This window comes from Paenibacillus sp. MMO-58 (assembly GCF_037146255.1).
Taxonomy (GTDB): domain Bacteria; phylum Bacillota; class Bacilli; order Paenibacillales; family Paenibacillaceae; genus Pristimantibacillus.
In genome coordinates, this window is sequence record NZ_JBBCVY010000021.1 from 1 (window position 1) to 23,853 (window position 23,853).

The 23,853-nt window shown below is 50.1% G+C and carries 21 protein-coding genes and 1 riboswitch; of the genes, 2 read left to right on the forward strand and 19 right to left on the reverse strand.

Annotated elements, in window-relative coordinates; genetic code table 11:
* Window positions 1-1,131: 1,131 nt before the first annotated feature.
* From queF to WFJ73_RS31715, 5 genes are all read right to left on the reverse strand, one after another.
* The gene (queF, locus tag WFJ73_RS31695; RefSeq protein WP_015845875.1) at window positions 1,132-1,629 is read right to left on the reverse strand and encodes a preQ(1) synthase; all 498 of its coding nucleotides are present in this window, start codon (window positions 1,627-1,629) and stop codon (window positions 1,132-1,134) included.
* Between the two features lie 19 nt (window positions 1,630-1,648).
* Window positions 1,649-2,377 (reverse strand): 7-carboxy-7-deazaguanine synthase QueE, encoded by a 729-nt coding sequence (gene queE, locus WFJ73_RS31700; RefSeq protein WP_336776787.1) that lies wholly within the window; start codon window positions 2,375-2,377, stop codon window positions 1,649-1,651.
* Complete coding sequence (queD, locus tag WFJ73_RS31705; protein ID WP_336776788.1) at window positions 2,370-2,813, reverse strand: 6-carboxytetrahydropterin synthase QueD; 444 nt, start codon at window positions 2,811-2,813, stop codon at window positions 2,370-2,372. Before queD ends, queE begins: the two co-directional genes overlap by 8 nt.
* A complete protein-coding gene (gene queC / locus WFJ73_RS31710; RefSeq protein WP_336776789.1) occupies window positions 2,810-3,475 on the reverse strand; it encodes a 7-cyano-7-deazaguanine synthase QueC in 666 nt (221 codons plus the stop codon). Before queC ends, queD begins: the two co-directional genes overlap by 4 nt.
* A 92-nt stretch (window positions 3,476-3,567) precedes the next feature.
* Window positions 3,568-3,611, reverse strand: a riboswitch (PreQ1 riboswitch).
* Between the two features lie 74 nt (window positions 3,612-3,685).
* Window positions 3,686-4,363: a sulfite oxidase-like oxidoreductase gene (locus WFJ73_RS31715; protein ID WP_336776790.1), complete on the reverse strand. Its 678-nt coding sequence runs from the start codon at window positions 4,361-4,363 to the stop codon at window positions 3,686-3,688.
* 232 nt (window positions 4,364-4,595) lie between these two features.
* On the opposite strand from WFJ73_RS31715, the gene WFJ73_RS31720 reads away from it, so the two are divergent.
* Window positions 4,596-5,966, forward strand: coding sequence for a hypothetical protein (locus tag WFJ73_RS31720; protein ID WP_336776791.1), 1,371 nt, complete (start codon window positions 4,596-4,598; stop codon window positions 5,964-5,966).
* Window positions 5,967-6,034: 68 nt separating this feature from the next.
* Here the strand turns inward: WFJ73_RS31720 and WFJ73_RS31725 are convergent, their stop codons facing one another.
* The 13 genes from WFJ73_RS31725 to WFJ73_RS31785 form a co-directional block, all read right to left on the reverse strand.
* Window positions 6,035-6,496 carry a MarR family winged helix-turn-helix transcriptional regulator gene (locus WFJ73_RS31725; RefSeq protein WP_127494430.1) on the reverse strand — a complete coding sequence of 154 codons (462 nt, stop codon included), beginning with the start codon at window positions 6,494-6,496 and terminating at the stop codon, window positions 6,035-6,037.
* Window positions 6,497-6,566: 70 nt separating this feature from the next.
* Entirely contained in the window at window positions 6,567-7,433 is an 867-nt protein-coding gene (locus tag WFJ73_RS31730; RefSeq protein WP_336776792.1) for an urease accessory protein UreD, read from the reverse strand.
* A 2-nt stretch (window positions 7,434-7,435) separates the two neighbouring features.
* Window positions 7,436-8,149 carry an urease accessory protein UreG gene (ureG, locus tag WFJ73_RS31735; RefSeq protein WP_127494432.1) on the reverse strand — a complete coding sequence of 238 codons (714 nt, stop codon included), beginning with the start codon at window positions 8,147-8,149 and terminating at the stop codon, window positions 7,436-7,438.
* 26 nt (window positions 8,150-8,175) lie between these two features.
* The gene (locus WFJ73_RS31740) at window positions 8,176-8,868 is read right to left on the reverse strand and encodes an urease accessory protein UreF (protein WP_336776793.1); all 693 of its coding nucleotides are present in this window, start codon (window positions 8,866-8,868) and stop codon (window positions 8,176-8,178) included.
* Between the two features lie 17 nt (window positions 8,869-8,885).
* Entirely contained in the window at window positions 8,886-10,598 is a 1,713-nt protein-coding gene (ureC, locus tag WFJ73_RS31745; RefSeq protein WP_336776794.1) for an urease subunit alpha, read from the reverse strand.
* Complete coding sequence (locus WFJ73_RS31750) at window positions 10,595-10,963, reverse strand: urease subunit beta (RefSeq protein ID WP_336776795.1); 369 nt, start codon at window positions 10,961-10,963, stop codon at window positions 10,595-10,597. The genes ureC and WFJ73_RS31750 overlap by 4 nt, the downstream gene beginning before the upstream one ends.
* Before the next feature lie 28 nt (window positions 10,964-10,991).
* Window positions 10,992-11,297, reverse strand: coding sequence for an urease subunit gamma (locus WFJ73_RS31755; RefSeq protein ID WP_015845890.1), 306 nt, complete (start codon window positions 11,295-11,297; stop codon window positions 10,992-10,994).
* 259 nt (window positions 11,298-11,556) lie between these two features.
* Entirely contained in the window at window positions 11,557-12,573 is a 1,017-nt protein-coding gene (gene mglC, locus WFJ73_RS31760) for a galactose/methyl galactoside ABC transporter permease MglC (protein ID WP_336776796.1), read from the reverse strand.
* A gap of 30 nt (window positions 12,574-12,603) precedes the next feature.
* Window positions 12,604-14,121 (reverse strand): sugar ABC transporter ATP-binding protein, encoded by a 1,518-nt coding sequence (locus WFJ73_RS31765; protein ID WP_336776797.1) that lies wholly within the window; start codon window positions 14,119-14,121, stop codon window positions 12,604-12,606.
* A gap of 130 nt (window positions 14,122-14,251) precedes the next feature.
* Window positions 14,252-15,268: a galactose ABC transporter substrate-binding protein gene (locus tag WFJ73_RS31770; RefSeq protein WP_127494446.1), complete on the reverse strand. Its 1,017-nt coding sequence runs from the start codon at window positions 15,266-15,268 to the stop codon at window positions 14,252-14,254.
* 141 nt (window positions 15,269-15,409) lie between these two features.
* Window positions 15,410-16,393, reverse strand: coding sequence for a substrate-binding domain-containing protein (locus WFJ73_RS31775; RefSeq protein WP_336776798.1), 984 nt, complete (start codon window positions 16,391-16,393; stop codon window positions 15,410-15,412).
* Window positions 16,390-18,150 (reverse strand): cache domain-containing sensor histidine kinase, encoded by a 1,761-nt coding sequence (locus tag WFJ73_RS31780; RefSeq protein ID WP_336776799.1) that lies wholly within the window; start codon window positions 18,148-18,150, stop codon window positions 16,390-16,392. Before WFJ73_RS31780 ends, WFJ73_RS31775 begins: the two co-directional genes overlap by 4 nt.
* Window positions 18,147-19,799 (reverse strand): response regulator, encoded by a 1,653-nt coding sequence (locus WFJ73_RS31785; RefSeq protein ID WP_336776800.1) that lies wholly within the window; start codon window positions 19,797-19,799, stop codon window positions 18,147-18,149. The genes WFJ73_RS31780 and WFJ73_RS31785 overlap by 4 nt, the downstream gene beginning before the upstream one ends.
* A 242-nt stretch (window positions 19,800-20,041) precedes the next feature.
* Here WFJ73_RS31785 and ilvD point away from each other — a divergent pair, with 242 nt between their 5' ends.
* Complete coding sequence (ilvD, locus tag WFJ73_RS31790) at window positions 20,042-21,712, forward strand: dihydroxy-acid dehydratase (RefSeq protein WP_442956010.1); 1,671 nt, start codon at window positions 20,042-20,044, stop codon at window positions 21,710-21,712.
* 704 nt (window positions 21,713-22,416) lie between these two features.
* Here the strand turns inward: ilvD and WFJ73_RS31795 are convergent.
* Complete coding sequence (locus WFJ73_RS31795; protein ID WP_336776801.1) at window positions 22,417-23,820, reverse strand: polysaccharide deacetylase family protein; 1,404 nt, start codon at window positions 23,818-23,820, stop codon at window positions 22,417-22,419.
* Window positions 23,821-23,853: the final 33 nt, after the last annotated feature.

The following is a 23,853-nucleotide window of genomic DNA, read 5'->3' on the forward strand; positions in this document are numbered from 1 at the left end:
GTTATTTCTAACGGGGCAGTTTCGCTCGTTGTTCAGTTTTCAAAGAACAATTTTTTTCAACAACGCTGCATATCTTATCACGTTATCGAATTCAGTGTCAAGCTTTATTTTCATCGAATTTCTCAATGACTTTCAGCTCTTCGTCCAAACCGCTTGTCTCTCGCGGCCGGAATAAGAATATACCACGAATTCGAATTCAATTGCAAGCTTTTTTATCAACTTTTATTCTTACCAAAATATTGAAGCGTTTCTGCAACAGCTGTTACAAACAAATAAACAGAAATGGAATCGACATTCGTAAAAAAGAAAAAACTGCGTACAATAACGCCGTTGGCCGATATCAAGCCTACAGAAGGATCGCTTACGGGAGGTGAACCAAATGTCCAAGCAGCAAGGTCACGCAAATAAAAATACGCAAACGAAATCTTCCGACAAGAAAGGCAATTCCTCCGGAAACAACCACTAAATAGTTCAAAAAGCAGCGGTCCTTGAATGGACGCTGCTTTTTTATATAATAAATAAATTACACACAATAAGGGCGGATTTCATATAAATGCATCCCGTTTATCAATGAACTCATGTTATGGAGGTTAAGCCCGAGGATGCCATTTCCAAGCAGTTCGAAGTTCGTTCCTTTGAAACAAAACAATATAAAACGTAGTTGATCCTGTCCTTGACGTTAACCCGGATGAAACAGACATTGTAGGAGACGCTCAGTTTCCCGCCGCTTACTATGCGTATGACGGAGCTAACGTTTATTTTCGCATACGCCTTAACACTGACCCTAGGTTTAAAACCAGCTTCCGCAATTTCGCAGGGGGAGTGGTTGTTCGACACCGACAACAACCCGGCTACTTACGAATGGGAATTAGTCGTAAACGGATTGGACAACGAGGTATGCTCCCTCACTCGGTTAATAGAGGGGAACCAAAAGAAGGACCATTAATCTGGTCCTTCATTCAAACAAAAGGACCACGGAAGTTAATCCATGGTCCTTTCTGCTGCCCGCCTCATAATCGATAGAGGTGGGATATATACGAGGGGAATGTATCGACAAAGTGAAAGCAACCGCGGCCGGAAGGAGATACATCTCCTCATGAGATACCTATCCCCTCCCCAACTAGCCTCCGATTATCGATTGTCCACTTTCTCCGGATACATATCATGATTAAACAGCCGTTGCTCTGCCATTTGCTCATATTTGGTGCCCGGCTTGCCGTAGTTGCAATACGGATCGATCGAAATGCCGCCGCGCGGCGTGAACTTGCCCCATACCTCGATATAACGAGGCTGCATCAGCTCGATCAGGTCGTTCATGATAATGTTCATGCAGTCCTCATGGAAATCGCCATGGTTGCGGAAGCTGAACAGGTACAGCTTGAGCGACTTGCTCTCAACCATTTTTACATCGGGAATATAGGAAATATAAATCGTCGCGAAATCCGGCTGGCCCGTCATCGGACATAAGCTCGTAAATTCCGGACAGTTAAACTTTACGAAATAATCCCGGTAAGGATGTTTATTGTCGAAAGCCTCCAGCACCGCAGGCGAATATTCCATCGGATAACGCGTTCCTTGATTGCCCAGCAGGCTGATTCCTTGCAATTCCTCTTCGTTTCTTCCAGACATCGAATAGTCTCCCTTCTTCTTACACGCCGCGTTTGTTGCCCCATACCAAGGCATGAAGCTGCGGCAGCACTCTCACGTTCGTCATATCTTCGCGTTTCATGACTTGATCAATAAGCCATTCGTAACGTTCAAGCAGCTTGGCCGCCAGCTTTCCGTTATCTCCCTCAATCAGATCGTCATTGCCCGTCTGCACAAAAAAAGTCACGTCAGGGAATCGGTTATGAACCTTGGCGGCATACGCCAAATCCTGTTCATCAAATACAACAACCTTCAAGCTGAAAGGATTACTGCCGCCCGCGAGCTTCGCAACGATCTCGTCAAGCACTTCCCAATTCGTCGTCATGCCGGAGCTTGGGGGCTTCGGCGACAAGGTCAGCTCGTCAATAGCTAGAAGCCAATCCTGCCAGCGGCTGCCTTGCGTCTCCACCGCAACTCGAACGCCGTCCCGATGAAGGGCGTCCACCAGCTCATCCGCATTTTTCAGCAAAGCCGGATTGCCGCCCGACAAGGTTACGTGGGAGAAGGCGTCCCCCCCAAGCTCCCGGAGCTCGCCTACAATCTCGCCTGCTGTCAGCATGCGGATATCTTCTTTCCCCGTTCCATCCCAAGTAAATGCGGAATCGCACCACGAGCAGGAGTAATCACAGCCTGCCGTTCGGACGAACATCGTCTTTTGCCCGATAACCATCCCTTCGCCCTGCACGGTTGGCCCGAATATTTCCATGATCGGAATACGCTTCTCAGTCATGGCTTTGAGCCTTCTTCGGACGGTAAATGCAGTAGCTTGTTGGCGTCTCTCTCAAGAAGACCTGTACACAGGTCGCCTTATTCGGCGTTTCGTCGAGAAAAGCTTGGACAATCTCGTAAATCGTTCGGGCGACAACCTCTGTGGTAGGAAAACGGTTCGGGTCGTTATTGTCAAATACGTCTGTATGATCATTCAAAAACGTATGGTCAAAGCGGTTATGAATGAGCTTTTTCACCGCTGCGAAATTCACCAGGAATCCGGACGAATCCAGCTCATCGCCGGCAATCGTCACGTTAGCAAAATACGTATGCCCATGCACGCGCGCGCAATGCCCCGCTTCCTCGGAAGGAATGGAATGCGCTGCGGCGAACTGCATGTCTTTGTTTAATTCATATTGAAAGGAATGCTGGACGCTTGGATAAATTTGCTGAATCATTCCGCTCTCCCCTCCTCTTTGGAGGCTAAGTAACGGTTCAGCCCCTGGCTCCGCAGCTTGCAGGCCGGGCATTCTCCGCATCCATCCGCAATTACGCCGTTGTAGCAGGTTAAAGTCTTGGTCCGTACGTATTCAAAGGCGCCCAGCTGGTCAGCCAGCTCCCAAGTTTCGGCTTTATCCAGCCACATCAGAGGCGTCTCGATCACAAACGGATAGTCCATCGACAGATTAAGCGTTACATTAAGCGATTTGATAAAAACATCCCGGCAATCCGGATAACCGCTGAAATCCGTCTCGCATACGCCGGTTACGATAGCTCTTGCTCCGATCTGCTTCGCAAGCACCGCCGCAAAGGACAGGAACAACAAGTTTCGACCGTCCACAAACGTAGTCGGCATGCCGCCTTCCTGCTGCTCGATCTCGATATCGGGCCGCGTCAGCGCGTTAGGTGCCAGCTGACCCAACAGCGACATGTCAAGCACATGATGCCGTACCCCAAGCTCTTCGGCAATCTGAGCGGCGCATTCCAGCTCGAGCGCATGACGCTGCCCGTAGTTGAAGGTGACCGCTTCCACCTCTTCATAGCGTTCCAGCGCCCAGAACAGACAGGTTGTGCTGTCTTGCCCGCCGCTGAATACAACTACCGCTTTTCCTTTTTTCATCTTCCTTCTCCTCCCTTAATGAGGGAGAGACCCTTCGAACAAAACCCTGTACACATGTCTCAAAACGAAAAAAATGGAATCAGAATAGATTCCAGTTCTTAGTTTTTTATAGAGGGAGTTCGCGAACCTCTCCTGAAGCTTCCGCTCCAGCATTTATTCGAATGTACCTACGTACTATACCATATCTCTAGTTATCCGGCTATATGCCAATTAATCGAAATCCTTGTGATGCCATTCGTCTTCCGGCAAGCCAAGATCTTCGCCGGAGAAACGCTGTTCGCGGAACGGATCGGCATAATTATGGAAGCCGTTTCTTTCCCAGAAGCCCGGGCGGTCTTCCTTCATAAATTCGATTCCTCTGATCCACTTGGCGCTCTTCCAGAAATACAGATGCGGAACAAGCAGCCGCAGCGGCCAGCCATGCTTGGCGGTCAGCTGTTCGCCGTCGAAGCTGTGCGCCAGCAGGATGTTGTCGTGCAGCAGATCCTCGAGCGGAAGATTCGTCTCGTAGTCCTGATCGGCATGGATCATGACATATTGGGCTTCCGGATTCACTTGAACCAGCTTCATCAGATCGGTGAAACGGATGCCTTCCCATTCGGTATCCAGCTTCGACCAGCGGGTAACGCAATGAATATCGTTCATCTGCTTAATCTGAGGAAGAGCCATCAATTGCTCGTATGTAAACTCCTTTTCCTCTTCCACTTCGCCAAATACACGCAAGGTCCATGTGGACATATCATACTCCGGCACTTCCCCTTCATGCAGGATCGGGAAGCGGTCCGTCGTTGTCTGTCCGGGCGGCACGCGATGCGCCAGCTCGGGAGCGACATTCGCCTTGAGCGCAGGAGCTTTCTTCAAACGTTCCGCTTTCTTGCTTGTGTTCATGTTGTTAGCCTCCTGAAAAGAATGATCACCCAAACAGCCAGCAGCAGACTGTTCGCGATGATTCTTGCTTCGTAAGCATAAGCTTATGTACTTCCATTCTACTATAGCATGCAAACCATGACTTGCGACTTTCGGCTATTGACACCAATTTGTAACAATGATAATATTTCCATACAATTCCGAGTGGATTAATCAAATTAATTTATTCTATTTATTTCATTGGAGGTTTTGAATGATGAATGCACGGAACAAATGGATCCTTTCCGGATCGCTGGCATTATCCCTTCTTTTCTCTGCCGCCCTGCCCCTGTCCGCAGCCCAAGCTGCGGCAACAACACCAGTCTTGCAATCTTCTTCTACATCTATAACAGAATACGAACAGTTCTTGCAAGAGAAATACGGCATTACTTTCCAGCAAGGGACGGTTACAAAGGGACAATTCCTTCAACAGGTAGCCAAGGTTCTTCATCTCGATGCTGCCAAGTCCCAGCCGGTCTTCAGCGATCTTGGAGCCGATAGTCCTTATTATTCGTCCGCAGCGGCATTATATGAGCAAGGTATCATCACTTCATTAAAAATAGAAGCCGACAAGCCGCTCCAAGCAACCAGCGCGCTTTATATTGCTGTAAAAGCAGCCGGCCTGGCCGAGCTTGCCCATTCTTATCCGCAAAGCAAAACAACCGACGCGCTGAAGCAAATCGGCTACTCGCCGGCAGGACTTAGCCTGTCCGCCGCGCAAGAGCTTGCTGCTGCCGTTCATAGCGGACTGCTCCCCACTTCTTTCTATAAAGAAGTGAAAGGAAAAGCTTCATCGTCTGACCTGGCGGAAGCCCTTCTCGTACAGATTCTTTCTATTAAAGGCGAGTATAAGCATTATATTGGTTATACTTCCGATGCCGATATCTACGGCAAGCTGGCGGATGCCTACAACACCTCTGATATCATTCAGTCGCCTGAGCTTCAAACGGTAGTGGATACAGCCCTGAAGCAAAATCTCGTTACCGGCTACAATCTGAAGGATAACCGTTTTGACGCCAACTTCGTCGATTCGCTTACTCTTACATACGGCCACGATAACCTGAAGCATGCGGTTCAGCTGATCGGCTTGCTCCGCAGCGAAGGAATCCGCGCCAAAGTACAATTCGAGCCTAAAACTTCCGCATTCATTTATTTGAAGGAGTGGGGCGAGCCCGTTCAAACGGAGAACTATAAGGTCGTCCAAATCGAAAACGGCAATTACATCGCTTACGCCAAAGAATACGATCTCAAATTCGAATTCGCGAGTGCCGCGGACAAAGCCCGCTTCCAGCCGGTTATTCTGCAGTACGCAAAGAAAAACAGCGAGGACCAGACCGGCCTTATCGCCAGCTCATGGTGGCAGCCGCTCTACTATTCTGCAACCAAACTGGATGACTATATTCAAATCACAAACAACAAAATTACAGGCGCCGGCCACTATTACGCGCAATCCTTCTCGTTAAACGAGCCGTCCGCCGCAATTGCGGAAGGATTCAAAAAACTTGGCACAGGACTCAACATCCAATCTTATCCGATCTGGGTCGACAAACCATTCTTTAATTATCTGAACGGCGAATCCCTATAAATCCTATAGTAAAAAAATAAGGACTGCTCCATAGCCATCTGGCTGTGGGACAGTCCTTTTATGATCATTTATTCTTCCGACGCTTCACTCTTCGGATCCAGATTCGCCGCCATCCGGATGAAGATATCCGTTGCTTTATCAATATCGTCAAGCTCGAAGCCGTCATACAGTTTAAGCATTATACGCTCGCGCATTTCCATGACATGATCCACCAGCTTACGACCTTCGTCGGTTACGCTTAGCATAACGATACGACGGTCGTACTCGCTCCGCGAACGCTCCACGTAGCCCAGGTCGATCAGGCGATCCGAAATTCCCGTTACGGCGCCGCTTGTAATACGAAGCCATTCTGCCATGGCAGATGCCTTCTGGGGTCCATGCTGGGCAAGAATAATAACCATCTTGCCTTCCGTCATCCCAAGGCCATGAACATTAAACCGGTTATATTCCGCGTTAATCAGCCTGCGCAGCTTGCGGAAAACGTCATCCATCTCTCTTAGTTTAAGAAGCTTCTCCTGATCCAGGTTCATCCATCCACCCTCGCTAATACATTCATATCTATAAATATACCGTGTTTTGAACGCATAGCCAAGTCCAGCCCTAAGAATTAAGCAAACCAACCGATTCTTTGCTGAGTACGATCTTCCTTGCGCCTTGCCAGAGAAAGCGCATTGCTTCTTGCAGCGGCCATGCCGCGGTAGACGCAGCTGCAGCGACAAGACCGTAACGGTGCGTGTCGGACAGTCCAATCACAACCGGATGTGAGCCGCAATCAGGCATTTCCTGAATAAGCTCTTTCATGGACGCAATCTGCGAAGCCGTTAATCGATCGGTAAACAGGCAAAAGGTCGCCATATGCGTCATCTCCTCCCAACAGCCCGGAGCCGCAAGCTTATGTTCGATAGGCACAATCCGCTGCCGCTGGGCGAATATCAGCTCATCCTCGTAGTAAACGGACAAGCTGTTCCGAAACTCTCTGTATTGGAACTTCTCTTGGCGCAGCGTACGTCCCGGACAAAGAATATCCGCCTGCATCCACACGGCTCCTGATTCCAGATAGACATTAGTTTCGCTGCGCAGCCTGGCATCCTTATACAGCATAACCGGCTCCGGCATATGTTCAATAACCGCGTGAGAACCAATCCGGAAGGTCTGACAAATCGAGGACCCCACCGCCCCGATATCAAGCGGACTGGGATGAACCTTCATATAAGATTGGGTCGTGATATAAGCATGCGAGGAGCCATGCGCCTGCCATTCCATTTCGTATCGGTCTCCTGCCAGCAATCCGGGAGAAGAATCCATAATGATTACAGCCAGCTGCTCTTGAAGCGGAAAGCTCTTGGCGATCTTAATGGGCGAGGTATGATACTTATCCGAGAGCCGTGTCACGCCATCCGTAAAATGAAAGGAAGCGCGCAGCACAGAGTTCCGTACCGCGCGCTCTTCCCGTAAATCTGCAGCCATGCCTAATGTTTATGGGGCATGGAGCCAAGCTGGACGATATGGGTATGCGCTTCACCCCGCGCATGCGCAAGTTCATGCTCCAGCCAGCCAACGATTTCGGCTACCCCATCGCCGCCGAACATATTGGAGAAGACAAACGGACGATCGCCCCGCATCCGCTTCGAATCCGCATCCATCACTTCCAGACTTGCACCGACATACGGGGCAAGGTCGATCTTGTTAATCACGAGCAGATCCGAACGCATAATGCCAGGGCCGCCTTTGCGTGGAATTTTTTCCCCTTGGGCAACGTCGATAATATAGATGAAGAGATCCACCAGCTCCGGGCTAAAGGCAGCTGCCAGATTGTCGCCGCCGCTCTCGATAAAGATCAGGTCCAGCTTCTCGAATCTGCTCTGCAGCTCTTCAATGGCTTCGAAGTTCATCGACGCATCCTCCCGGATAGCCGTATGCGGGCAGCCGCCCGTCTCTACTCCGAGAATCCGTTCCTCAGGAAGCACTCCCGTATTTACGAGAATCCTCGCGTCTTCCTTGGTGTAAATATCATTCGTAATAACGGCCAAGCTGTATTTCTCGCAAAGCTCCCTCGACAGCCGCTCCACCAGCGCGGTTTTGCCCGAACCAACCGGACCTCCGATTCCGATCCGAACCGGACGCGATCCATCGATAACCGGCTTCTCCCATTCTTTATGCGTATGACCTTGACCTTGGCACATTGCAATTCCCCACTTTCTCATTATGGTTATGACATAAATAAACGCGAATACAAACCCTCATGCCGGATCATGGCCAGCTCTGCCATCGGCATATTCGAATACGCCTCCTCAGGCCGCATCGACATGGCCAGCTCCGTTGCTTCGTCTATTCCTAACGACAACCTTGCGATAAGCGATTGACCTTCGGTCTGACCGATTGACATAAGCCTTAGGGCGCTATTCACGCAAGTAACCACACAAGTGTACAAATAGCCTTGGACTGCCCGTTCTTCCTCTACGCCAAGCCGCCAGCATATATAACCGTATACAAGCGGATGGGTAGCCTGACATTTCCTGTCCCGCAAAGCTTCATTTAATAGCGACCAATCAAGCTGCGGAAGAATGGCAGCGGCAAGCTGCAACAGACGGCGGCCCATCTTCTCCATGCCAACTCTCGTCTCTACCGCAATCCGCTGCACATGCACAAGCCGCTCCACTGCAAACAACCTGTTCCAATCCTCATGCGGAGCATCCCTGTAAGCAGCCCGGATAATCATTGCATCCGAGGTCGCCCAGCTTTGCCTCATCATAACCGACGCATACTCATACAGCTGCGCGCTATGAACGATCCGCCCTTCCTGTATCATCGTCTCGAGACCAAACGAGTGGGAAAACCCTCCGATCGGCAGGGCAGAGTCCAATAGCTGCTGCATGGCGAGCCAAGCTGCAGAAGAACCCATCCGCTAACCGCCCTTCCTTAGAATAAAAAGTAGCGCTGAGCCATCGGCAGCGACTTCGCCGGCTCACAGGTCACATGTTCTTTATCCACGGTTACCCTGTAGGTCTCCGGATCAACCTCAATTAACGGTGTTGCGTCATTATGGATCATATCCTTCTTCGTGACCGACCGGCAGCCCTTCACCGGCTCGATTCGTTTCTGGAGTCCAAGCTGACGATCAATGCCGTTGTCAAACGCCGCCTGCGAGACAAACGTAATCGAACTGCCGTATACAGCCTTGCCGAAAGAAGCAAACATCGGCCGGCCAAACACCGGTTGAGGAGTTGGAATGGAAGCATTCGGATCGCCCATTTGAGCGTAGGCAATACTGCCGCCCTTCAGCACCAAATCCGGCTTCACGCCAAAAAACATTGGCTGCCAGAGCACCAGATCCGCGAATTTGCCGACTTCGACCGAGCCTACCAGATGAGAAATGCCATGCGAGATGGCCGGATTGACCGTATATTTCGCCACATAACGCTTGATGCGAAAGTTATCGCTTACGGTATCGGGCGACAGCGGCCCGCGCTGCCGCTTCATTTTATCCGCCGTCTGCCATGTACGGATAATCACTTCCCCAACTCTCCCCATAGCCTGGGAATCCGAGCTGATCATGCTGAAGACGCCGATATCATGAAGAATATCTTCCGCCGCTATCGTCTCCGGCCGGATCCGGGAATCCGCGAAAGCCACATCCTCCGGTATACGGCTGTCCAGATGATGGCAGACCATAAGCATATCCAGATGCTCTTCTATGGTATTAATCGTAAAAGGCCTTGTCGGGTTGGTGGAAGAAGGGAGTACGTTCAATTCCCCTGCCGCTACGATAATATCCGGCGCATGGCCGCCGCCCGCGCCTTCCGTGTGGTATGTATGAATCGTGCGGCCGCCAATCGCCCTAAGCGTATCCTCCACGAATCCCGCTTCGTTCAGCGTATCCGTATGAATCGCAACCTGAATATCGTATTGATCGGCAGCCTTCAGGCACGCATCAATCGCCGCGGGAGTGGTCCCCCAGTCTTCATGAAGCTTCAGCCCAATCGCTCCTGCCTCAATCTGTTCAATCAGAGGGGCCGTAAACGAAGCATTTCCTTTGCCCGTAAAACCCAGGTTCATGGGAAACTGCTCCGCCGCCTCCAGCATTCTGCGCATATGCCAGGCACCCGGAGTAACGGTTGTTGCATTGGTTCCCGTCGCCGGCCCAGTGCCGCCGCCAATCATTGTAGTGACGCCGGAAGAGAGCGCCGTCTCGATCTGCTGCGGACATATAAAATGAATATGCGCATCAATGCCGCCAGCCGTAATAATCTTCCCTTCGCCCGCAATCACTTCGGTACTTGCGCCTGCGATCATGCCCGGCGTAACTCCGTCCATAATATCCGGGTTTCCCGCTTTGCCAATCCCGACAATAAAGCCGTCTTTAATCCCGATATCGGCCTTCACAATTCCCCAATGATCGATAATAATAGCGTTCGTTATTAGAGTATCCAGCACGCCTTCATCCCGAAGAGCGCCGCTTGATTGTCCCATGCCGTCACGGATGACCTTGCCGCCGCCAAACTTGCACTCATCGCCGTAAACGGTATAATCCTTCTCGATCTCGGCCCATAGCTCGGTATCCGCCAGCCGTACCGCATCCCCAGTCGTTGGTCCAAACATGGCCGCGTATCTATGCCTGTCAATGACGCTCATCCGCCTTCTCCTTCCCATGCGTTAAGACGCGCGCGGACTTCCTCCGGCAGCTTGCCCGCTTCCGCCTTGCCCTCGGATAATCCGTTTAACCCGTAGGACAGCTTGGAACCGCCAAGCTCAACCAGCGTGACCGGCTTTTCTTCCCCCGGCTCGAACCGGATCGCCGTACCGGCGGGAATATGAAGACGCATGCCAAAGGCCGCTTCGCGGTCAAACGATAATGCCCGGTTTACTTCAAAAAAATGAAAATGAGAGCCTACCTGAACGGGGCGGTCGCCTGTATTCACAACGATCGCTTTCACCGTCCGGCGTCCGGCATTAAGTACAATGGAGCCAGGCGTAATCCTGTATTCTCCCGGTATCATATAAGATTCCCTCCTTGGCAGCGTCAGCTTAGCTGGAGATGGGATGGTGAATCGTAACCAGCTTTGTTCCGTCCGGGAACGTAGCCTCCACTTGAACCTCGTGGATCATTTCCGGAATTCCGCTCATGACATCTTCACGCTTTAATACCTTGGTTCCGTATTCCATTAACTCCGCTACGGTCTTGCCGTCACGGGCGCCCTCCATAATCTCGGAGGTAATGAGCGCCACGCTTTCCGGATAATTCAGCTTTACTCCCCGGTTCAACCGTCTTCTGGCCAAATCGGCTGCAATGGTAATTAGAAGCTTCTCCTTCTCGCGTTCAGTTAGTTGCATGCGACCACCTCTCCCAAATGTATTAGTTTCATTATAGACAGCCGCCTGTTTGAAGTAAATGGAAATATGTTAGGTAATATGACATAAATGTGATCACGTACAACTAAAAAACTCCATAACCTTCGGCATATCTAACCTTTATTTGACGCAATCATGTCGTATTTAAGGTTTTCGTGTCGAAAAAACAAAGAACCCGCAGGATACGCGCTTTATCCAAGCACGTTCCTGCGGGTTCCTAGTTTGCTGCAGAATGTCAGAACTATTTCTTCGCTACATATTTACGGATGTCGAATGCTACTGCAACAACGATGATTGCACCTTTGATGATCAGCTGCCAGTAAGGGCTCACGCCGATGTAAGTCAGACCGTAGTTGATTACGGTAAAGATCAATACACCTGCGATAACGCCTTTCACGCGGCCTACGCCGCCTGTTGTCGATACGCCGCCGACTACGCAGGCTGCGATCGCATCAAGCTCGTACATGTTGCCGTAGTTGTTTGTTGCGCCGCCTGTACGCGCTGCTTCCAGAACGCCAGCCAGACCGTACAAAGCGCCCGCAATACCATAGATCCACATGAGACATTTCGCTACATTAATACCGGATACGTGAGCGGCTTGGATGTTGCCGCCGATCGCATACATGTTTTTGCCAAGAGTCGTTTTGTTGAACACAACCCACACGATAAACGCTACGAAGATTGCGATCAGTACGATGTAAGGCAGAGACCAGTCACCGCTGCCGATCGAGCCCGTGCCGAGTTCGCTGAAATCTTTGCGAAGACCGCCGATTGGCTGCGATTGGTTAGGCGGCATATCGAAATACAGGGAGTTCGCGCCGTATACCGCAACCATTGTACCGAGCGTTGCGATAAATGGCGGAACGTTAAATTTCGATACGATAATACCGTTGATCAAGCCGACAATGAGACCTACAACAACCGCGATAAGGATCGGAAGAATCAAAGGCAGATGCGGCAGGTTTGGGAAAAACTTGTTTGCGTAATCCGCGCTTTGCAGCATCGATGCGGATACAACCGCCGTCAAACCTACTACGCGGCCGGCCGACAAGTCCGTTCCGGCTGTAATCAGGATAAACGCGGCGCCCAAAGCGATGATTAGACGCGTCGACGACTGAACGAGCATATCCCGGAATGTCGTAATGGACAGGAAGTTCGTGTCCATAATCGTAATGGCAGCGATGAGAAGGATCAGAACGATCCAGATCGCGTTTTGTGAAAATATACTTCTAGCTCTTGAACCTCTTGTAGCTTCCATGAGTGTTAATCCTCCTTCAAATCCTCATCATTAGCCCGTCTGAGCGGCCAGCCTCATAATGCTTTGTTCTGTCGCGTCTTTGCCGTCGAGGATACCCGTTGCGCGGCCCTCCGACATAACCATAATCCGGTCCGACATACCAATAAGCTCAGGCATTTCAGACGAAATCATAATGATGCTCTTTCCTTGCTTCGCAAGCTCGATAATGATCTGGTAAATCTCGTATTTGGCGCCGATGTCGATACCGCGGGTCGGCTCGTCCAGGAGCAGAATGTCCGGATCCGTCAGCAGCCAGCGTGCGAGAAGCACCTTCTGCTGGTTACCGCCAGACAGGTTGCGGATCAGTTGGTTGACCGATGGCGTCTTGGTTCTGAACTTCTCGACGCCTTTCTTCGCTTCAACGCGCATTTTCGATTCATTCAAGAAGCCAAAAGGTCCTTTGTATAGACCCAGGTTGGCGATCGCCGTATTCTCGGTGATGTTGAGCACCGGGAAAATACCGGTTACGCGGCGTTCCTCCGTCAAAAGCGCAATTTTATACTTTTTCGCATCAATCGGGGATTTAATCGTAATTTGCTTGCCGTCTTTGTAAATCGCCCCGGATTTTACGGTACGAAGTCCAAACAAGGCTTCGATCAATTCGGTACGCTGAGCGCCGACAAGGCCGCCAACCCCGAGAATTTCTCCTTTGCGAAGCTCAAAGGATACGTCTTTGAAAGAATGTGGGAGTATGGAAGTAAGGTTTTCCACCTTGAGCATAACCTCTCCCGGTACGTTCGTGCGCTCCGGGAAACGTTCCGACAAATCGCGGCCTACCATACGCTGGATGATCATGTCGATCGTCAGCTCTTTGGATTCCCAGGTTCCGATATATTTACCGTCACGCATGATCGTTACGTCATCGGAAATACGCAAAATCTCTTCCATTTTGTGCGAAATATAAATGATGGCTACGCCGCGTGCACGCAGCTTGTTAATAATCGCGAATAAATGCTCAACCTCGTTGCCCGTCAAGGAAGAAGTAGGTTCGTCCATAACGATAACTCTGGAGTTGAACGACACGGCTTTCGCAATTTCAAGCGATTGAATTTTGGACACCGACAATTCGCCGACTAGCTGGTTCGGATCAATGTCCATGTTCAAATCTTCAAACAATGCGACTGTGTCTTTGTACATCTTTTTATGGTCAATAAACCGTAACGGACGAACGCCCGTCATCGGAAATCTGCCAAGCCAAATGTTCTCCATTACGCTGCGCTGAGGCACCGGATGAAGCTCCTGGTGGATCATGGATACGCCGCTGTTCAAGGCGTCCTTCGAGTTTTTGATATCTGCTTTTTGTCCATTGAGGAAAATCTCGCCCGCGTCCGGATGATAAATCCCGAACAAGCATTTCATCAGTGTTGATTTGCCCGCGCCGTTCTCGCCCATCAAGGCGTGAACCGTACCCGGCCGAACCTTCAGCGTTACGTTATCAAGCGCTTTAACGCCAGGGAACGTCTTCGTAATATTGTTCATCTCAAGCAAATAAGGATGCTGCTCTGCCATTAATATAGCCTCCTTTAATCCGGCTCCCATCCAAGAAGCAAGGTACAAAAAAACAGGGGGCGACGGAAGTGCGGTTGTCGCTCCCTGTTTTTCGTCATTTTTTATTTTTCTGATACTGTGTTAACTCGAATTACTTTGCGCTTTCTTGAGTCACTTTTTGGTAAGGAATCCAAACGTATTTACCGTCTGTAATGTCATAGCCTGTGTTTTCTTTCGTTGGAGTTTCACCAGCTGCCAGAACCTTCATGAGCATAACCGTAGCTTTACCTTGGTTATCAGCATCATTCAGAACCGTACCAAGCATAGTGCCGTCTTTCAGTGCTTGCATGGCAGGGTCCGTTGCGTCAACGCCTACAACCGGCATTTTCTTGTCGCCTTTGAAGTAGCCTGCCGCTTTCAGAGCTTCGATTGCGCCGAGTGCCATGTCATCGTTATTTGCGATAACCGCTTCGATCTTGTCGCCATGGGAACCAAGGAAGGCTGCCATTTTCTCTTGGCCTTTAACGCGGTCCCACATTGCTGTATCTTCAGCCAGCTTTTGAACTTTGATGCCTGCATCTTCGATAGCTTGAACGGAGAACTTTGTGCGAAGCTCAGCGTCTTGGTGACCCGGTTCGCCCTTCAGCATTACGTATTGCAGAACGCCGTCGCCGTTTTTGTCTGCTTCAGGATGCGACTTCCAGTAGTCGGCGATGATTTCGCCTTCCATTGTGCCGGACTCTTCCGCTTTCGCGCCTACGAAGAACGCTTTGTCCCATTTCGCAAGGTCGTCGGCAAGCGGTTCGCGGTTAATGAACACGACTGGAATGTCCGCTTTTTGAGCTTTGTCGATAATAACTCCCGCTGCCGTACGGTCAACCGGGTTAATCGCCATTGCTTTTACTTTTTTCGTGATGAACAAGTCAACTTTATCGTTTTGAGTCGGCTGGGAGTTTTGGCTGTCAACGATATCAACCTTAACGTTACCTTCAGCTGCTTTGCTGATCGAGTTCCGCACGCCGCTCATGAATGTGTCGTCAAATTTGTAAATCGCTACGCCTGTTTTAGGAAGGCTTCCGCCGCCGGTGCCACCGTTATTCGAGTTCGAGCAACCTGCTGCCGTAAGTGCCATTGCTCCAGCTACAAGAGCCACTGTCCATTTTTTCATCTCTGTAATACCCCCCGAGTGAATTAAGTAATGCGAGCTTGCCGTATTGCTTGCTTGCTGCATCCTTATTATGTCGAAATTTGAAATGGATTCGAATCTAATATTCTCATCTTTTTTATTAATATTCTCATCAGTTTCTAATTACTGAACGACAGGGAATAGCAGCTTCTGGTTATCCTTCCAGAACATGTTTTTCTTGTCGATCAGTTTGTTTTGAATTTCAACCCGGGATGGGACTTTATGGCCAAGCGCGGCTTCCATTGCGTATTTCATTCCGAGGTACCCCATACTGAAAGGGTTTTGCACGATAAGCTTTTGCAGCTGATTCTCTTGCAGCAGCTCCAGCAGCTCCGGCGAGCTGTCAAAGCCGATAAGCTTAACCCGATCCCCCGCCTGCTCGTTCCTCAGCTCCATCGCCGCGCCAATCGAGGCTTCCGTGTTTAAAGCGATAATGCCATCCAGCTGCCGCTTATGCAGTTCCTCTTCTACCGTCTGGCTGCAAATATCTTGTTCGCCGCTGCATGTCACCTGGTCAACGATACGGATATTCGGGTATCTGGAGGCAGCATCAAGAATACCTTGGGCTCTTAGCCTGCCGTTAATTCCCCCGGCTGCATGGGCGATAATGGCGATTTGACCTTGCCTTCCAAGCTGGTCGGCCAATTCACGGAGTGCTTGCCCGCCTGCCTCGTAATTATCCATGCCGATATACGATCTCGTCTTCCCCGAGGTAAGTACGCTGTCGATTGCGATAACCGGAATATGCCGCTCTGCCGCTTCCTTTAGGAACGGCGCAAAAATCTCATCATCGCTGGCCGCGAGCACAATGGCATCGGGTTTTGTTGCAAGCGCCTGTCTAGCGGCCTGCATCTGCCCGTCGGCATCCGTTTCATCGTAAGAAGCGGTAGTGTACATCGTAATGCCGAACTCCTTAACCGCCGCCTGCGCGCCAAGCATGACATTTTGCCAGTAATCACCTTCGCTTGACCGCAAAATAACTTGAATCGTTATATCCGAAGGTTTCTGTTTCCGTTCCAAAATTCCAGGGTTGAAAGCGGAAATAAGCAGAACCAGGGCTGTCACAGCGAGTAATAAACTTGCAATCATCCGTTGTCTCCGATTCATTCTCCCCGTTCCCTCCCTTCGGCCTGTTTCAGTTCCATGGCCGGGAATCGAATCGTAACGGTTGTCCCTTCTTCAAGCTCGCTTTCGAAATGCAGGCCATAAGCCTGACCGTAAAATAACCTAATCCGCTCCTGAACGTTCATTACGCCTACTCCGGAGCCCTTGGAGCTGGTCACATGGCCGGCATTGACCTGCTTCAGCCGCTCCTCGCTCATGCCAAGACCGTTGTCCCTTACTTCAATAACGATATCCTGGCCATCCAGCTTGACCTTCACCCGTATATAGCCTTTATCAACAGAAGGCTCGATGCCGTGGACAAGAGCGTTCTCGATGAGAGGTTGAACGATTAGTTTCAGAGTGGCGTAATTCAACGCGACATCCTCGGCCTCAATGGAAAAATCGAACTTGTTCTTAAACCTCATTTGCTGAATAACGAGATAGTTCCGGGCATGCTCAAGCTCATCGGCGATCGCAATGACGCTTTTCCCTTTGCCGAGACTGATCCGGAACAACTTCGATAAAGAAGTAATCATCGTGGTAACTTCTTCGTTTTTGTTCATCCCCACCATGCGAACAACCGAATTGAGCGTATTGTATAGAAAATGAGGGTTAATCTGGGCCTGCAAAGCCTCAAGCTCATACGTCCGTTTGCTTTCCTGCTCCGTTACGATCTGCCTCATCAGCTTCTTGATCGTGCCAATCATGATATTAAACCGGTCGGCCAGCTGCCGGACTTCAAGCGGTCCTTCGCCAACGGCCGTCTGTTCAAAATTGCCGTGCTCTACATTTTTCATGGTCAGCTCGAGCTGCTTGATGGGCCTCGATATCCGCCGCGAGACGATGCTCGAGAGCAGCACAACAATCAGAATTAAAGCAAGAAGGAGCTGAAACATGGATCTGTTCAGCTCCGAAATGGAGGTCATGGCTTCATCCTTGTAGGACACGCCTACAACCTTCCAGCCTACGTTGCCGATTGTTTGAACACTGATGATTTTTGTAGAATTGGAGGTTTTGTCGATATAGCTGCCATAAGTATGTTTGAGCGCAAGCTCGACGTTCTCGTTTTTCAATCCGGCATAAATAAGCTGCAGCTGGGGGTGATAAACAATGTTGCCCGCCGATTCATCCAGAATGTAGACATAACCTTTCTCGCCGAGACTAACTCTGTCGGATAGTTCATCTATCGTGTTGAAGTTAACGTCAAGCAGCAGAACGCCTTGGATCGGCTTGCCGTTATGAATCATCGTAATACTCTTGCTAAGCGAAACGACCCATCTGAACTGCTCCTTGTAAAGGTTCTGCACATGCGGCAGCGAGATGGACAAATGGCTTGGCGTATCCAGCGCGCTTTGGAACCAGCTTTCCGAGGTGACATCCAAAGCGTTCTTCATCGTAACGTCGGGCAAATCCATGACGAGCTGCCCTTTGTCATCGAACAAAGCGAGTGATACCGTATCCGCGCGGGTAGACATCATCGTTGCCAGCTGGCGGTGAAGACTCTCCGTGTCCACATCTCCGCTTTGCGTAATCGTGTGGTACATCATATTGAACAGATCGGATGTCGCCTGCACGTTATTTTCCAGGCTGTAGCTGACCTGGTCGACAATCTGCTGCGAATTGCGGAAGGCGTTCTCCTCCGCCGTAGTGGCAAACCGGCTGTACAGTACCGTGCTTACAACAACGATAATAAAGACCGAGAACAGGATGAGGGAGACCGATAAAATGTATTGAATGCTTCTGCTATTGCCGCTTTTCATCTGGACGACTCCGTCAAGCCGCTGCGGTATTCCTTGGCGGATACTCCCGCGTATTTCTTGAAGCAAAGACTGAAATAATTGGGGTCGGCAAAACCAACCTTCTCCGCGATCTCGAAGGTCTTCAGCTCCGTCGTTCTCAGATATTCCTTCGCCGCTTCCATGCGCAGCTGCAGCAGGTATGCGCCGTAGGTCATCTTCACTTCCTTCTTGAACAAGCTGCTGAAATAGCCCGTGCTAATATGAAGATGCGCGCAGACAACGTTGATCGAGAGCTCGCGGTCGTTGAAATTGCTTTTCGTAAATTGAATCGCTTCCTCTACGATATGCTTATACGAATGCTGCCTGCGGCTCGCAATTCGACTCCTTACTTTGCCGCAAAGATCGGTGAACCAGGCTTTGGTTTCATTAAGCGTATTGAGCTTCTGATATTGATCCAATATACCCACCGCAAAGATAGGGTCTTTGTCTTTGCCGTCTTCGATCATTTTGGACAGCTTGATAATAGCCGTTACCATCTCGAGCAGGTAATGCTCGAAGTTATGCATCTGTACCGGCGCCTGCACGCGCGCGAGATCGTCAAACAGCTCATCAATGACTTCGGCCAGCTCCTGCTCAGTCCCTACCTTGATAGACCGGACCAGGTTCTGTTCTTTCCACTCGTCAAAGATCAGCTTCTCTTGCACGCGCTCTTCCATATCGTCTATGCAAATAATTTGGTTAATCCCGAGAATTCTGCGGTAATCAAGCGCTACCTCTGCCGCCTCATACGAATACTTCAGGCTGCGGATATCCCGAGTGAACGTCCCGACTCCAATCATAACGGGGAGCTTCAGAAATCTTTCGATGCTCTGCAAAATTTCCTTCAGCGCATCCTGGGTCGCTTCCATTACCTCTTCATCTCGGCTATCCGGACTAACCGTGAACAGGACAACCTGATCCTGGTGGATAAAAACTTTGCCTAACTGGTGTCTCGTCCAAATCTCGCCCGCAATGTTCGTAATGGAGAACAATTTCAGATCAAGATCCTTAATCGAGGAGACCGCATGAAGAGGGTCCAGCTCCTCCTCCGGCTTGTCCGAATGAAGAACGGAGATCACGGAGACGACATAACCTTCTCCGTCCAGCTCCATGCCGTATTTCTCCGCCTTCTCATGGATACTTGCTAACGACTGATGGCGAGTGATTAAGGAAGAGAGAAACTTTTCGCGGACAATCGGCAAGGTCATGCGGTAATGCTCCCGCAGAAGCTCGACGTTGTTCCGCATCTCCCGTTCCTCATCCATCCTCTGCTTGACTTGAAGCACCGTTTCCGTCAATTGGCTCCCCGAGAAAGGTTTCAGCAGGTAGTTTTCCACTTGCAAATTAATGGCCTGCTTGGCATATTCGAATTCGTCATGCCCCGTCAGAATGACGACGCGGGTAATCGGATACATTTTTTTCACCCAATCGGCAAGCTCGAGGCCGTTCATATAGGGCATGCTAATATCGGTAATGAGCACATCCGGCTCCATTTTTTCTACAAGCTCTGTCGCTTCTTTCCCGTTCCCGGCGGTTTTCACCTCAGAGAAGCCACAGCTCTCCCAATCAATCTCCATCATTAGACCTTCCGTTACTTCCGGTTCGTCATCAACTAGCAGCAGTTTATACATGATGTCTGTTTCCTCCTTCATCAAGCAGTACTCATTTTGCCACAAATAAAAAGACGATAACATTAAATTTGTCGAAAATTGTAGGCAGTTAGAGCGTAATGACCATAATAAGCCTTATTTACTCTGTTTTACAAGCATTTACGGCCTTTCGCGGCTTCTGCTCTTGTAGCCAAGGTTTGTCCGATATGATAAACTCAAAGGTATGACATTACATGGGAGGGACTAGCATGGCGCCTAAGAAAATGAGATCAGACATGATTAAAAAAGGATTTGACCGCGCACCTCACCGCAGTCTTCTGCGGGCAGCAGGCGTAAAAGAAGAAGATTTCGGCAAACCGTTTATCGCGGTTTGTAACTCTTATATCGATATTATTCCAGGTCATGTCCATTTGCAGGAGTTCGGCAAACTGGTTAAAGAAGCAATTCGCGAAGCGGGCGGCGTGCCGTTCGAATTCAACACAATCGGCGTAGACGACGGTATCGCGATGGGTCACATCGGGATGCGTTACTCGCTTGCCAGCCGCGAGATTATTGCGGACTCCATAGAAACAGTAGTTAACGCACACTGGTTCGACGGTATGGTCTGCATTCCTAACTGCGACAAAATTACGCCTGGCATGATGATGGGTGCCCTTCGCGTAAACATCCCAACCATGCTCGTAAGTGGCGGACCAATGAAAGCCGGCAGAACTTCCGACGGCCGCGCAATCTCCCTGACTAGCGTATTTGAAGGCGTTGGCCAATATATCGCTGGTACGATTGATGAAGTAGGTCTTACTGAACTGGAACAATTCGGTTGTCCGACTTGCGGTTCTTGCTCCGGAATGTTCACAGCTAACTCCATGAACTGTCTTGCAGAAGGCCTTGGCCTTGCAATGCCAGGTAACGGTACGATTCTTGCTGTATCGCCTGAGCGTAAAGAGTTCGTTAAAGAATCGGCTCGCCAGCTGATGAAACTGATCGAACTTGGCATCAAACCACGTGATATCGTGACAAAAGAAACAATCGACAACGCATTTGCTCTTGATATGGCTTTGGGCGGTTCAACAAATACCGTTCTGCACACGCTGGCTATTGCTCATGAAGCTGGTATCGAATACCCAATCGAACGCATCAATGAAATTGCAGAACGCGTTCCGCATCTTGCGAAAATTGCTCCAGCATCCGATTACCACATCGAAGATGTTCATGTTGCAGGCGGCGTAAGCGCCGTTCTCAATGAGCTGCTCAAAAAAGATGGCGCATTGGATGGTACACGTTTAACTGTTACTGGTAAAACACTTCGGGAGAATGTTGAAGGCTGTGAAATCCTAGATACAGATGTTCTCCGTACGATCGATAACCCGCATAGCGAACGCGGCGGCTTGGCTGTATTGTTCGGCAACCTCGCTCCAGGCGGCTCGATCGTTAAAGTCGGCGCTATTGACAAATCGGTTGGCGGCTACCATAAAGGTCCAGCGATCTGCTTCGACTCCCAAGACGATGCACTTGCTGGCATCGCCGGCGGCAAAGTGAAAGAAGGTCATGTAGTCGTTATCCGCTACGAAGGTCCTAAAGGCGGTCCTGGCATGCCGGAGATGCTTGCTCCAACTTCGCAAATCGTTGGTATGGGTCTTGGCACTAAAGTCGGCCTGATCACCGACGGTCGTTTCTCCGGCGCATCCCGCGGCATCAGCATCGGCCACGTATCTCCGGAAGCGGCAGAAGGCGGCCCGATCGCCTTCGTTCAAGACGGCGACATCATTGAGCTAGACATGAACAATCGTGGAATTAACCTTCTCATCAGTGACGAAGAAATGGAAAAACGCCGCGCCGCATGGCCTGGCTTCGAACCAAAAATCAAACGCGGCTACCTGGCTCGCTACTCGCACCTTGTTACGAATGCAAGTACGGGCGGCGTTATGAAGATGTAGTTCGCGGAATTGAGTTGAGCAGCTCCTTTGGGGGCTGCTTTCTTGTTTTATGTGGGATGCACAGCAGCACTCCGCAGACGTATATCTCTTTCGATCGCTGTTGGTTCCGGATTCCTTCGAATCAACTTGTTAAAAGTTGATTCGAAGGAATCCGGTAACCAAAGGCGAACGCTCAAAAGCTTTCCATCGGAAAGCTACTTCGGCAGCCTGGCTTCTCCAGAGATATACGTCTGCTCCGTTGGAGCATAAGGCAGCAGCAAAAGGGACGTCGCTGACTCCATTCTGTTCCTTTTGGGAGGAATGGAGTGCACCTGTGCCTGACGACCCAGGCACAGGGATTATCAGGTTGTTGTGCCTCCCTGTCGGGAAAACCAACCTAAACCAAGCCAAAACCAACCAGCCAACCACCCCAACAACTCAACTCCCCTAACACCACAGCTGTCCACGTTCCAAGCAATACTTGCATCAGATCTTCTAAGTTAAGCTGATGCACTACAGTTACAGATACCATCTCCCCTATACTACAAATTAACCTGATAAGAGCAGCATCTCCACAATGTTTACATAGAACACATCAGCCTACCTGGTTTCCCTCCAATCTGAATCGCCTTAACGATATGAGATATTGTTAAGGAAGAAGAAGAAGAAGAAGAAGAAGAAAAAGGGACAAAAAAACCTGGCAGTCAACGACTGCCAGGCTTTGTTTAGATAACTGATGGATTGCTGTCCATTTCGGAATCATCCGTATTTTCAAGGGAAGGTGCCGATTTCGCCGCCGCCACTTCCTGATGAGGCTTAGCGCCTTTAGCCGTGGATGCATGCGCGCCGTTTACGGCGAACATGAGGAGCTGCTCCAGCGGCATTAACAGCATATGAGGCTTGATAGAATCCCGCTTTGCTTTGCCTCTTGCGTTGCGCTGTTTATTGGTAAGAACGCTGGCAAGGATTTTTAGATATATCCGCGTTGTCCGCGCGAACATGCCATCCGGCAGAGGCTCTACCTGGAAGCCTAACCGGTCCGCGCCGCGATGGATCATGGTCACGCCATAGATCGCGCGCACTCCCTCTGCTTCCGGGTCTTTAGCAATCGTTCTCGCCAGAGCCGGCAACGCCTGTTCCACCTCCCGGAGCAGCCGAATTCCCGTCGCTAACGGCGAGCCCGATTGCAAAGCAATCGAAGACAGCATCTTATTGTCGAAATGAAGCTCTACGATTTTGTCGCCGTGCTTCAAGAACCCGTTATCCGCCAGCTTAATGGACTCCCCGTGATACTTGATAACACGGTAATGGAATGCCGCATCTTCGCCCCCCACCGTTTTCAGCCGGAAAACAACATGGTACAGCTTCTCGTAGAGGAGCCATGCTCCAACCATTGCATTCTTCATCATAGACCGTTTCGGCGTTTTGTCTGTCAATTTCATCATCTCCGCTATGCCGACAAATTTAAAGCTACGCTTCGTCGCTTCTTCCATATAAGCTTCAAGAGCAAGCAGCATATTCGCCGGTGCTGTTGGATCCGCGCCTGGCGTTCGGCCGCAATCATGCAGCAGCAGCACTTCCCCGGGACGCATCTTCTTCATCATTTTCTGCTTAAGACGCTCGGCGCCAAGCTTAACGTTCCAATCCCCGAAAATGGCCGACCACAATATGATTTGCATCTTATTGCGGTTCATGAAATCAAAGACGTTAACAATCCCCCATGGCGGCCGATAAAAAGCGGAACGGATTCCGACGGCCTCCCGTATTACGTCTGAGGTACGATCGATCTGACTGCGAACCGTCTTTGGCCTCATAAACCAGTTGGTCTTATGAACATAATTATGAATACCGATTATATGTCCTTCCTCATGCATTCTCCGCAGTATTTCCGGATGCTTCTCTGCATGTGAGCCTACTACAAAAAAAGTGGCTTTCGCCTTATAACGGGCAAGCAGATCAAGCAGCTGGGGCGTATATTCAGGATCCGGACCATCATCGAAGGTTAAAGCGATATCGCTTGTAACACGGCCTTTCTTGAATACACGAAATCCGAAAACACGGCTGATTAGCGCAGGGATAAAGGCATAAAAGGACAAGAAGTAAAATGCCCAAAGCAGCAATTGTAACATTTTCTATACCCCACCGTTTATGAAAGTTATAAA